This is a genomic window from Skermanella sp. (genome assembly GCF_059503625.1).
The window spans coordinates 1-11,000 of sequence record NZ_JCACHA010000722.1 but is presented as its reverse complement, the minus strand read 5'-3'; the positions used below and the strand labels follow the sequence as shown (position 1 = coordinate 11,000).

The following is an 11,000-nucleotide window of genomic DNA, read 5'->3' as shown; positions in this document are numbered from 1 at the left end:
CCGCCCCCGAAGGCGACGGTGCAATCCGCCCGCAGTTCGGTAAGCACGGCCAGCGCCTTTTCGGTCACATCGACCGGCGTGTGCATCGTAGCGCCGGCGAAGACCCCGGCCGCCAGATCTCCAAGACCGGCGGCGAGAGTCTCGGCTGCCCCCTTCTGATTCGGCGTCGACAGGACGAGCGCGCGGGAGCAGCCGAGTTCGCGGATCATATCGCCGGTCCGCCCGAGCGTGTCCGGTCCGAAGACGATCCGCGCCGGGTTCACTTTGAGTTCGAATGATTTCATTGCTGTCCTCACGCTTCGCCTCGACACCGGGCGCCTTGATCGTCGCCGGCCTTATCCGCCATCGTCGTCCGGAACCGCCGATAGCTCTATCATCATCCGGGCGAATTCGGCGCGTCGGGCTTGTCTTGACCTTCAACGCGCTGGCGGCGACGATCCGGGCAGGGTTTCCGGCTTGCCGGCGGGAGCGACCTGCATCTGACATTACCGACTTGCGAGCCCTTCAGGATGAATATCGTCACCGCATGGTTCCGCCGGAACTTCGCCAACCCCCAGGTGGTGCTGCTCGCCATCCTCCTGATAGCCGGCTTCGGCATCCTCGCGGTCGCCGCCGACACCCTGGCGCCGCTGATCGCCAGCATCGTCATCGCCTACCTGCTGGACGGCGCGATCGCCCTGCTGGAACGCTGCCGGGTACCGCGCGGACTGGCGGTCGGCCTGATCTTTTCGCTGTTCGTCGCCGGCTTGCTGGCGATCTTCCTGATCCTGCTGCCCCTGCTGCTGGCCCAGATCGCCCAACTCGTCCAGCAGCTCCCGGCGATCCTCACCCTGACTCAGGATCTGATACTGGAACTGCCCGAGCGGTATCCCGACCTGTTCGAAGACCAGCAGATCCGCGAGTTCCTGGCGTCGCTCCGCAACGACCTGATCCTGATGGGGCAGCGGATCCTCAGCGCCTCGGTCGCGTGGCTGCCGGCTGTCGTGAACGTGGTCGTCTATCTGATCCTGATGCCGATGCTGGTCTTCTTCTTCCTGAAGGACAAGGATCTCATCCTGAACTGGGTCCTCAAGTTCCTGCCGCCCGAGCGGCCTCTGGCCGATCAGGTCTGGCGGGAAGTGGATGCGGAAATCGGCGGCTATGTCCGGGGCAAGATCTACGAGTTCCTGATCGTTGCGGCTGTCACGTATCTGGCGTTCGTGCTGCTCGACCTTCAGTTCAGCGCCCTGCTGGCGATCGTGACCGGCGTGTCGACCTTCATCCCCTATATCGGCGTGGCGCTCGCGGCCTTGCCGGTCGCAGTGATCGCCTACGCGCAGTGGGGAATGGGGCCGGATTTTCTCTGGGTCATGGGCGCCTATGCGGTGATCCAGCTGATCGACGGCAACGTCCTGGCCCCGCTCCTGCTGTCGGAGGTCGTCAACCTGCACCCGACCGCCGTCATCGTGGCGCTGCTGGTGTTCGGCAGCATCTGGGGGTTCTGGGGCATCTTCTTCGCCATCCCGCTGGCGACACTCGTTCATGCGGTTCTCAACGCATGGCCGCGGGGAAAATGACGGGGGGAGGGCCGAAGCCCTCCCTCAATCGCTCCGGATCTCGCCCGAGACGGGATCGATCCTGATTTCGCGATCGCCGCCGTTCCGGGTCCGGTATTCGACCTCGTAGTAACCGTCATCGTCCCAATCGACATCCTCGATATAGGCCACGTCGTCGTTCTGCTCGACGATGGCGATCAGCTGAGACAGCGGCCGGGCGTTCTGTGGGGCGGCGCGTCGGCCAGTGCCGGTATGGCCGCGCACATCGTCCCCAGGGCCAGGATTGCGGCAAGTCCTCTCAACATCGACTGCTCCTGCGGTGTGCTTCACGACACCTTCGTCTTCAGGGATCAGTTGGAGTCCCGGCGCGCCTGACCGGTCTTCACGGCCTGTGACACCCGGCCGATCTCGCGGGGATCGACGCTTACCGTCGGTTCCTGGTTCTCGACCATCGTCATGGATCGATTGGCGGTCCGGCCCGAACTGGGGTGATGGCGCATCCGGTTTTCGCGTTTCAATTCCAGCGCACGACGGGCGAAGTCACCTTGGCCATTGGGTTTCTCCGCTTTCCCGATACGCGCCAGCTCCCGGTTGACGCGCTTCAACGCACCGGAAAGGATCTCGCCCTTGCGCTCGGTGCCGGCGTTGTCGCTGGCGGCGGCCATTCCGCGAGGTTCGGCCTTGCCGCGCATCTCGCGGCGCTGCTGCTGGGCACGATCCCGCGCCTTCCTGCGGTATTCGCGGAGCAATTTGAGACTGTCTGTCAAGGCTTCCCTGGAAAGCTCGCAAATCGCCGGATAGTGGGTTTGCTCGACGACCTCGAACTCTTTTGCAGTCAGCGCCCGCTTTTCAGTAGAGATGGGTACACTCATGAACATCCTCCCTGGTCTTCCGATCGGTGTCTTTAGTTAGATCCTTGTCGGGATTTTCCAGGTCTTGATTTCCATGTTTTTCAACTCAGATCTTCTGCTGCCCTGTTCTCCCGAACGCAATGCCAAGGGCCTTGATGCGGGATGAAAGTGTCGTCGGCCGCATGCCCAGCAGCTCCGCGGCCCCTCCAGCTCCCGATATCTTTCCGCCGGCTGCATCCAGCGCCGCGAGGATGCTCGCGCGCTCCCGCTCGCGAAGGTCGTTTCGCGTTTCGATCTGCCGCGTTTCGATCTGCCGCGTCTCGACCTGTCGCGTCTCGACCTGCGGCACGGCACCCTCCTCCATTTCGGTGCGAGGCTCCTCCGTCCGGACCGGAGGCGCCGGCAGGTCGATGTGGATGCGGCTGTGCCGCGCCAGGATCGCCGCCCGCTCGATCACGTTCTGAAGCTCGCGGACGTTGCCCGGCCAGCTGTAAGCCACCAGCCTGCGGACATCGCCTTCGCTCAGCGTCAGGTCGCCCGAGTTCAGCTTGCCGCTGACATCCCTCAGGAAATGCGCCGCCAGTATCGGAATGTCCTCGGCCCGGCTGCGCAGCGACGGGGATTCGATCGGAAAGACGTTCAGGCGGAAATACAGGTCCTGCCGGAAACGCCCCTGCTCGACCTCGGCGCGCAGATCCCGGTTGGTCGCGGCGACGATGCGGACATCGACCTTCCGCGTCCTTTCCTCCCCGACCCGCTCGAACTGCCCTTCCTGGAGCACGCGGAGCAGCTTGCCCTGGAGCGCCAGCGGGATCTCGCCGACCTCGTCCAGGAACAGCGTGCCGCCGTCGGCCAGTTCGAACCGTCCGACCCGGTCGCGCAATGCCCCGGTGAAGGCGCCGCGCGCATGGCCGAAGAATTCGCTTTCGAACAGCTCGCGCGGGATGGCCGCGCAGTTGACCCGGATCAGCGGACGCTCGCTGCGCCGGCTCGCGTCGTGGATCGCCCGCGCGATCAGTTCCTTGCCGGTCCCGGACTCGCCTGTCACCAGCACGCTGGCATCGGTCGGGGCGACCAGTTCGACCTGCCGAAGGATGTGCTGGATGGCGCCGCTCCGACCGATGATGCCCCGGTGCTTGCCGGTGATCCGGATTTCCTCCTGAAGATAGGCGTTCTCCTGTTCGAGCCGCTTACGCAGCCGATCGACCTCGGCTAGGGCCGCGCGCAGGCGCTCGTCGGCCTCGCGCCGCTGCGTTATGTCGCGAAACACCACGACTGCTCCGATGACCCGCGCGCCGCTGCGGATCGGCGTGCTGGTATACTCGACCCAGACCGGCCGGCCGTCGCGCCGCCAGAACACCTCGTCGGACACCCGCCGGACCCGCCCCTCGCGGAATGCCATGTAGATCGGGCAGTCCTGCTCGGGATAATGCGTGCCGTCGGGCCGGTGGTGGTGGACGATGGCATGGACGTTCAGTCCGAGCAGGTCTTCCGCCGACCATCCCAGGATGCGTTCCGCCGCCGGGTTGACGAAGGTCGTCTTGCCCTCCGCGTCGATGCCGTAGATCCCCTCGCCGGCGGCCTGGAGGATGAGCTGGCTTTCCCGCTCGATGTTCTGGAACACACGCTGGACGCGCCGCCACTCGCCGATGCCGTCGCGCATGTAAAGCTCGGCCTCGGCGTCGATTTCGCGCCGCCGGTGACCGTCCAGATCGTACAGCGTCAGCAGGATCGCCGGCCCTTCCTGTCCACCCTCGGCCAGCAGCACCCCGGAATACTCCAGCCGCAGTTCGGATTCCCCCGCATGGAGGGGCGCCAGCCCGCGCGACCGGTAGGAGCCCCGGTTCAGCACCGCCTCGGTGAAGACGACGAGTTGCGCCTCCTGTCCCCGGTGCAGGTCCGTGACCGGCGTGGCGCGCAACCGCTGGCGATCCTGGCCGAGCAGGCGGCAAGCGGCGGGATTGGCGTCCAGGATGCGGCCGGAGGCCGGATCGACGATCAGCGCCGCCTCGATCCCGCAGTCGAACGCAACGCCCCATTTGACGAAATTACGTGAATCCATCCACGAGTTTTCGTGATTCACGAGTTCTCGTCAATTCCTCTTCCTGAAAAATCGGCGGAATTTCGCCGATTTTCCGCAAAAGACAGATTGGTACGCCGCTTGCTGAACACCTCCACAGGCCTCCCGCCCCGTTCCAATCCCGACCCCCGAAGGAAGATCCGCCATGAAGCGCGAAGCCGTCACCGAGAAGATCCTCAGCAAGAAGCGCCTCAAGGGCCTGTCCTGGGCCGAGATCAACGGCCGCATCGGCGGCTGCTCGCCGGTGCTGATCACGGCGGCCCTGCTGGGCCAGATGAAGCTGACCAGGGAGCAGGCAACCGTCGCCGCCGACATCTTCGAACTGGACGAGGAGGAAACCCTGCTCCTCCAGGAGATCCCCTATCGCGGCTCCCTGCCGACCGCCGTTCCGACCGATCCGCTGATCTACCGATTCTACGAGCTCGTGTCGGTCTATGGAACGACCTGGAAGGAGTTGATCCAGGAGGAATACGGCGACGGCATCATGAGCGCCATCGACTTCGACATGGTGATGGAGCGCAAGCCCGATCCCAAGGGCGACCGCGTCCAGATCACGATGTCGGGCAAGTTCCTGCCCTACAAGTCCTACTGAAAGAACGCCCGCCCATGGCCGCCCGTCCCCCCGTTGCCGGCGCACCTACCGAAACGGCCGGAAATCTTCGAGGGACGGGTAGCCATCGTCGGCTTCCTGACCGAAAAATGGGCAGAGCAACTGGACGACCGCTTGGTCACAGAACTCCGGGTCGTCCACGAGAACCGCATCGCCGTTCGCTTCCAGTACGGGCACCGCAACGCCGCGAAGCTTGGTATTCGATGAGCTGAAATTTGCGGCAAGTCATGCTTTTAAAAAGGGCAGTCTAGCAAGGACAGTTCACACGCCTTAGAGAGTCCGGATTGGACGTCACTCTCCATTCCTAATACAGACTGTTCTAGTCAGCGGAGAGATTTATCTCTTGATCGCAAACTCGGTTTCGGAGTAGAAGAATTTTGTCAGAGTTTACTTCGATCCGGAGAGTTTTCTCCTGGGATGCCAGAAGTAATCAGGCCGTAACGGCGCGGCGCATCCTGACATCATCGCCCATCGGGCGGACAGCAACGGTGCTGTGTGATCGCGACACTGCTTCCTTGGGAAGCGGGATCGCAGGAACGCGGCGCCATGCCTCGTTCCACAGCATGACCATCGAAGAAAGCGCTCCTCACGGGGCGCTCAGCATTCCGCATGCCCTGTTCTGCGGGTGAGCGGTACCGACCGAACCTTATCCGATCTCCGCCGGATACGATCCTCCAGGAAGGACCAAGCAATGTCTTATCTCGCTCCCGCCGAATTCGTCACCAAGATGGTGGACGCCGGTGAGTCCAAGATCTTCATGTCGACCCGCGACACGCTGATCCGCGCCTATATGGCCGGAGCGATCCTGGCGCTCGCCGCGGTCTTCGCGGTGACGGTGGCCGTGCAGACCGGCATTCCGATCGTCGGCGCGATCCTGTTTCCGGTCGGTTTCTGCATGCTCTACCTGCTGGGCTTCGACCTGCTGACGGGCGTCTTCACCCTTACGCCGCTGGCGCTGATCGACAAGCGGCCGGGTGTCACCGTGGCCGGCGTGCTGCGCAACTGGGGGCTCGTGTTCGTCGGAAACTTCGCCGGCGCCCTGACCGTGGCGCTTATGATGGCGATCGTCTTCACCAACGGCTTCACGACGGCGCCGGACGCCGTCGGCCAGAAGATCGGATCGATCGGCGAATCCCGCACCGTCGGCTATGCCGCCCACGGCGCCGCCGGCATGCTCACGCTCTTCATCCGCGGCGTGCTGTGCAACTGGATGGTCTCGACCGGGGTCGTGGGGGCCATGGTATCGACCTCCGTCCCCGGCAAGGTCATCGCGATGTGGATGCCCATCATGCTGTTCTTCGGCATGGCCTTCGAGCATTCGGTCGTCAACATGTTCCTGTTCCCGTCGGGCCTGATGCTGGGCGGCAACTTCTCGATCATGGACTACATGATCTGGAACGAGATCCCGACCGTCCTGGGCAACCTTGTCGGCGGACTGGCCTTCGTCGGCCTCACCCTCTATTCCACCCATATCAAGACGGGCGCCAAGCGCACCGTTGACCGGCGCCCGCTGCGCGTAGCGGCCGAGTAGGTCCAAGGCGCCCGGAAGCCCCGCCCGGCCAAACCGATGGCCGGGCGGGGCTTCCGTCAAGAGGTAGGCATGGCAGGCAAACTCGCCGTTTCGGTCGGGCAGCACTCCGATCCGGGCCGCAAGGACCGGAACCAGGACTTTCACGGGGCACTGCTCCCGGAGGGGCACGTCCTTGCGTCAAAGGGCGTGGCGCTGGCGCTCGCCGACGGCATCTCCTCCAGCCCGGTCAGCGGGACCGCCTCGGAATCGGCAGTCAAGAGTTTCCTCACCGACTACTACTGCACGTCCGACGCCTGGTCGGTCAAGACCTCGGCCCAGCGCGTCATCGATGCGGCCAATTCCTGGCTCCATGCGGAAACCAGACGCGGCCGGCACGCCCATGATCCCGACCGGGGCTATGTCTGCACGCTGAGCGCCCTGGTGCTGAAATCGCGCAGCGCGCATCTCTTCCACATCGGCGACTGCCGGATCTTCCGCCTCGCCGGCGAGACGCTCGAGCAGCTGACCGAGGATCACCGGGTCGTGATTTCCTCGCAGGAAAACTATCTCGGACGGGCGCTGGGCGCCGCACCCAACGTCGAGATCGACTACCGCATCCTCGACCTCAGTCCGGGCGACGTGTTCGTGCTCGCCACTGATGGCGTCTACGAGCATGTCCCGCCCCGCACCGTCACGCAGGCCATCGCGGCATCCGGCGGCGATCTGGACCTTGCCGCCCGGCGGATCGTCGAAGAAGCGCTGACCCGGGGCAGCACCGACAACCTGACGATCCAGATCGCGCGCATCGACGCCCTGCCGGACGGAGACGCAGGCGACCTTTTCGGCCGGATCGATACCCTTCCCGCCCCTCCCTTGCCCGAAGCACCCGGCGACTTCGACGGCTACCGGTTGCTGCGGCAGCTCCATTCCAGCAGCCGCAGCCACATCTTCCTGGCGGCTGACGGGGAAACCGGCGAGAAGGTCGCGCTCAAGCTTCCCTCGGTCGACCTGCGCGAGAACGGAGCCTATCTCCGGCGCTTCATGATGGAGGAATGGATAGCGCGGCGCATCGGCAGTCCCCACGTGCTCAAGGCGGCAGACCCCGGACGCCGGCGAAACTTCCTCTACACGGCCACCGAATACGTCGAGGGCCGGACCTTGCGGCAATGGATGTTCGACAATCCCCATCCGGATCTCGAGACGGTGCGCGGCAACGTCGAGCAGATCGGCAAAGGTCTGCGGGCTTTCCATCGCCTGGAGATGGTTCACCAGGACCTGCGTCCCGAAAACATCATGATCGACCGCGACGGCGCCGTTAAGATCATCGACTTCGGATCGACCAGGGTAGCCGGCGTCCGCGAAGCAGCACCAGAGTTCGACGATGACGAGATATTGGGGACGGCACAGTATGCAGCACCCGAATATTTCCTCGGCCATCCGGGAACGGAGCAGTCCGACCTCTTCTCGCTCGGGGTCGTGACCTACGAGATGCTGACCGGCAGGCTCCCCTACGGCGCGGAGGTCGCGAAGGCCCGCAGCCGCAAGGCACAGGGCCGGCTCCGCTATGCGACGGCGCGGAACGGGTCGCGCCGCATTCCCGACTGGCTGGACGACGCCCTGCGCCGCGCCGTCCATCCCGATCCGCTGAAGCGCCACGAAGCGGTCTCGGAGTTCATCGCCGACCTGCGCCGGCCGAACCCGGACTACCTGCCGGACCGCAGCGCTCCCCTGATCGAGCGCGACCCACTGGCGTTCTGGCAGACGCTGTCGCTGATCCTCGCGGTCGTCGTCGTGTTCCTCGTCGTCAGGCGGTAATCGTCGGACAGCAGCCGTGCCGGTTTGTTGGTCGACAGGAAATTCGCGGGCGGCGCAATCTCCTGACGATGCGGCATCGGAAGCCGGCATGGGTAGGCAAAGTTTTCCCTGAGGAAATAAGTTCACAGCAACAATACTCCGTTTTGATAAATATCTGCGTATGATACCCAAATATACTTGGAATTTTGTTTGGTATGAATATTGCTATATACCTCAATGTACTGAGATCTTACATGATCCTATAGGTATTTTATGATTGGGTTACTCAACAGCAACGCATTGATAGCGGTCCAGCAACTTCAAAACCTCCAGGAGATATCCGCCAAGACGTCAAAGCGCATCAGCACCGGCCTTGCGGTGGCGGATGCTTACGATGACGGTGCTTCCTGGTCGGTCACCACGCGCATCTCATCGCACAGCGCGGCGCTCGGCGCATTGATGGAAAGGCGGCAGAATGTATTCGGACTGCTCGACCTGACGTACAAGGCCATCGATACTTCGTTCGAACAACTCCAGAGCCTCCGGGAGAAAGCCGTCCTTGCGGCGGATACTTCCTTGGTCGGCGACCAGCGCCGGCATGTTCAGGATGCTTTCAACAGCGCCCGTGATCGGTTGACCGCCACGGCGAAGGAAGCGACGTTCAATTCTCTGAACCTGATCGACGGTGTTGGATCCGATAGGGTTTCGATAGCGCTGGGCGGGCGCAGCTTTACCGGGGGCGCCGATATCCAGCCGGAACCCGGAGAGCAGTTCGACATAGGAATGGATTTCACGTTCGGAGGTGAACAGCCCGAACGAATGCGTGCGGAAATCGCCTACCGCTATGAATGGGACGACGGCAGCGGCGTCTGGCAGTCGCAGGATCTGGATACTGCCACCATGGATCCATCGATCTATCATGCTCCCGGGGAGGTGGAGACCGTGTCGGCTTCGCTTACCATTCCAGCGGTTTCGCCAGCGGCGGTGAGAGGCCGCGTGGTAGCGTCCCTAAGCGGCCTGTATCCGGCACCCGATGGCGACGAGTTTGCCGAATCTCCGTCCGTCGTAGCATCCTGGGACGATGTGGTCACCGGTCTGCCGCAGGGTGTCGCCGGCCTGTATCAATTGGTCGGAAGCGTCGGCTTCGGATCGCCGCCTGTCGCGGCACCGCCGTCGCCTCCTGCCGGAGGGCCGGTCCAGGCCACATTCAGCATCCAGCCGAACAACCCGGCGGACACCAGTTCACGGCATGTTGTCCTGGGCTTCCAATCGACTACCAAAGACTCCCAAGGAAACACATATTCGGCTTATCAGGGTTTGAGCACGTGGACCAACGTGGCTCCCAATACGACTTTGTCTTTCAACGGCAATGTCCCTGCGCCCTCGACTCCGGGACGCCTGACCAGCGGCAGTCTCGTCGTGACGGCCGTGGAGAACAACGGCACCGGCGCCAGCCATAGCGTGGCGATCGCATCGTGGGACAAGGCAGTAAGCTTGCCCACGCCTGTCTATGCAACGAGAACCTGGTCGACCAAACTCGAAACGATCAACTCCACGGAGGGCGAGTCCCTTCCGATCCGTGAAACCGACCTCACGGCCCAGGGCCTCGGACTGGATACCGCCAGCCTCGCGACGGCGGACGATGCCAGACAGACGCTCCTTAGGATCGACCAAGCCGAAAAGACGCTTGGCTTATGGGCTCAGAAATACGCCAGCACCGCCCGATCCCTGGTGCAGCGTACCGAGTTCGTGAACTCTCTCATCGATGCGGAAAAACAGGGCTCCGGCGCTATTGCCGATGCGGATCTGGGCAAGGAAAGCGCTAAACAGCAGGCGATGGCGGTCAGGCTCCAGTTAAGTCAGAACAGCCTCAGTATCGCCAATCAGGAGCCGCGCATTCTCTTGAAGCTGTTCGGACTCTAAGAACTTGCCCGCAGACGGCACGGACCGGACCACGGCGGACGCAAGCGAGCCTGCGCCGCCTCACACGCCCCTGCTCTCGAAACGCCGCGCCAGTCGCTGGAACAGGGGGCGGGCATGCAGGAAAGCGATATAGGCCCGCTCCAGCCCCGCCAGCACATATCCGTTGCGGGCGGCGATGCCCAAGGGACGGAGCAGCGGGATCGCGCGCCACATCGCGGCGAAGGCGGCGGCGCCGGACAGCAGCCGGCCGTCTTCCCGTGCGTGGAAGCGGGCAAGCAGTGCGGCGCGGTCGATCGGACAGGAGGCATCGTCGCTGGCGACATCGATGAAGCGGATGGCGCCCCGGCGGTCCAGCCGGCGCATCAGAGCGATCTCGCGCCGGCAGAGGGGACAGGCGCCATCGTGCCAGACGGTCAGTTCGGCCATGGTTCGATCACCTGGTTCCTCCATGCGTCAATCGGCGTCCGGATCGCCCGCCGCCGGCCGCAATGCCACGACCGGGACGCCGTTCCTGCGCCTTCGGAACACCGTGATCAACACGCCGGTCAGCCCCATGACAGCCGAGAGCGCGAGGATAACGCCGCCGGCGCCGGACATACCGGCGAAGAGTCCCACGAGCAACCCCGCCAAAGGCTGCGACAGGGTGATTGCTCACGGGGTTGACAAAAAGGGTTGCGCTGGAGCTCGCAATATGAGT

General features: G+C 63.7%; 12 protein-coding genes. 6 read left to right on the top strand and 6 right to left on the bottom strand.

The window, feature by feature from the left end; genetic code table 11:
• Window positions 1–284: iron-containing alcohol dehydrogenase (locus tag AC5JJ6_RS24390; RefSeq protein WP_496044551.1), on the bottom strand; the 284-nt coding region annotated here is incomplete at its 3' end.
• A 225-nt stretch (window positions 285–509) separates the two neighbouring features.
• On the opposite strand from AC5JJ6_RS24390, the gene AC5JJ6_RS24385 reads away from it, so the two are divergent.
• A complete protein-coding gene (locus AC5JJ6_RS24385; RefSeq protein WP_496044550.1) occupies window positions 510–1,556 on the top strand; it encodes an AI-2E family transporter in 1,047 nt (348 codons plus the stop codon).
• 24 nt (window positions 1,557–1,580) lie between these two features.
• Here the strand turns inward: AC5JJ6_RS24385 and AC5JJ6_RS24380 are convergent, their stop codons facing one another.
• The 3 genes from AC5JJ6_RS24380 to AC5JJ6_RS24370 all read right to left on the bottom strand — a co-directional run bounded on the left by AC5JJ6_RS24380 (window position 1,581) and on the right by AC5JJ6_RS24370 (window position 4,448).
• Window positions 1,581–1,799, bottom strand: a complete 219-nt coding sequence (locus AC5JJ6_RS24380; protein WP_496044549.1) for a PepSY domain-containing protein — start codon at window positions 1,797–1,799, stop codon at window positions 1,581–1,583.
• Window positions 1,800–1,885: 86 nt separating this feature from the next.
• A complete protein-coding gene (locus AC5JJ6_RS24375) occupies window positions 1,886–2,413 on the bottom strand; it encodes a hypothetical protein (RefSeq protein ID WP_496044548.1) in 528 nt (175 codons plus the stop codon).
• Window positions 2,414–2,492: 79 nt separating this feature from the next.
• Window positions 2,493–4,448, bottom strand: a complete 1,956-nt coding sequence (locus AC5JJ6_RS24370; RefSeq protein ID WP_496044547.1) for a sigma-54 interaction domain-containing protein — start codon at window positions 4,446–4,448, stop codon at window positions 2,493–2,495.
• A 163-nt stretch (window positions 4,449–4,611) separates the two neighbouring features.
• Here AC5JJ6_RS24370 and cynS point away from each other — a divergent pair, with 163 nt between their 5' ends.
• From cynS to AC5JJ6_RS24345, 5 genes are all read left to right on the top strand, one after another.
• The gene (gene cynS, locus AC5JJ6_RS24365; RefSeq protein ID WP_496044546.1) at window positions 4,612–5,058 is read left to right on the top strand and encodes a cyanase; all 447 of its coding nucleotides are present in this window, start codon (window positions 4,612–4,614) and stop codon (window positions 5,056–5,058) included.
• Between the two features lie 33 nt (window positions 5,059–5,091).
• Entirely contained in the window at window positions 5,092–5,283 is a 192-nt protein-coding gene (locus AC5JJ6_RS24360) for a DUF1348 family protein (RefSeq protein WP_496044545.1), read from the top strand.
• Between the two features lie 484 nt (window positions 5,284–5,767).
• Entirely contained in the window at window positions 5,768–6,607 is an 840-nt protein-coding gene (locus AC5JJ6_RS24355; RefSeq protein ID WP_496044544.1) for a formate/nitrite transporter family protein, read from the top strand.
• A gap of 69 nt (window positions 6,608–6,676) precedes the next feature.
• Window positions 6,677–8,401: a bifunctional protein-serine/threonine kinase/phosphatase gene (locus tag AC5JJ6_RS24350; protein ID WP_496044543.1), complete on the top strand. Its 1,725-nt coding sequence runs from the start codon at window positions 6,677–6,679 to the stop codon at window positions 8,399–8,401.
• Window positions 8,402–8,653: 252 nt separating this feature from the next.
• Entirely contained in the window at window positions 8,654–10,303 is a 1,650-nt protein-coding gene (locus tag AC5JJ6_RS24345) for a flagellin (RefSeq protein WP_496044542.1), read from the top strand.
• A 60-nt stretch (window positions 10,304–10,363) separates the two neighbouring features.
• Here the strand turns inward: AC5JJ6_RS24345 and AC5JJ6_RS24340 are convergent, their stop codons facing one another.
• Window positions 10,364–10,729 carry a thiol-disulfide oxidoreductase DCC family protein gene (locus AC5JJ6_RS24340; RefSeq protein ID WP_496044541.1) on the bottom strand — a complete coding sequence of 122 codons (366 nt, stop codon included), beginning with the start codon at window positions 10,727–10,729 and terminating at the stop codon, window positions 10,364–10,366.
• A gap of 27 nt (window positions 10,730–10,756) precedes the next feature.
• Window positions 10,757–10,918: a hypothetical protein gene (locus AC5JJ6_RS24335; protein WP_496044540.1), complete on the bottom strand. Its 162-nt coding sequence runs from the start codon at window positions 10,916–10,918 to the stop codon at window positions 10,757–10,759.
• Window positions 10,919–11,000 lie beyond the last annotated feature (82 nt).

What these genes read in the sequence shown, in the direction of transcription:
- AC5JJ6_RS24385 (WP_496044550.1), top strand. Translation starts at nt 510, where the DNA reads ATGAATATCGTCACCGCATGGTTCCGCCGGAACTTCGCCAACCCCCAG.
- AC5JJ6_RS24375 (WP_496044548.1), bottom strand. Translation starts at nt 2,413, where the DNA reads ATGTTCATGAGTGTACCCATCTCTACTGAAAAGCGGGCGCTGACTGCA.
- AC5JJ6_RS24370 (WP_496044547.1), bottom strand. Translation starts at nt 4,448, where the DNA reads ATGGATTCACGTAATTTCGTCAAATGGGGCGTTGCGTTCGACTGCGGG.
- cynS (WP_496044546.1), top strand. Translation starts at nt 4,612, where the DNA reads ATGAAGCGCGAAGCCGTCACCGAGAAGATCCTCAGCAAGAAGCGCCTC.
- AC5JJ6_RS24355 (WP_496044544.1), top strand. Translation starts at nt 5,768, where the DNA reads ATGTCTTATCTCGCTCCCGCCGAATTCGTCACCAAGATGGTGGACGCC.
- AC5JJ6_RS24350 (WP_496044543.1), top strand. Translation starts at nt 6,677, where the DNA reads ATGGCAGGCAAACTCGCCGTTTCGGTCGGGCAGCACTCCGATCCGGGC.
- AC5JJ6_RS24345 (WP_496044542.1), top strand. Translation starts at nt 8,654, where the DNA reads ATGATTGGGTTACTCAACAGCAACGCATTGATAGCGGTCCAGCAACTT.
- AC5JJ6_RS24340 (WP_496044541.1), bottom strand. Translation starts at nt 10,729, where the DNA reads ATGGCCGAACTGACCGTCTGGCACGATGGCGCCTGTCCCCTCTGCCGG.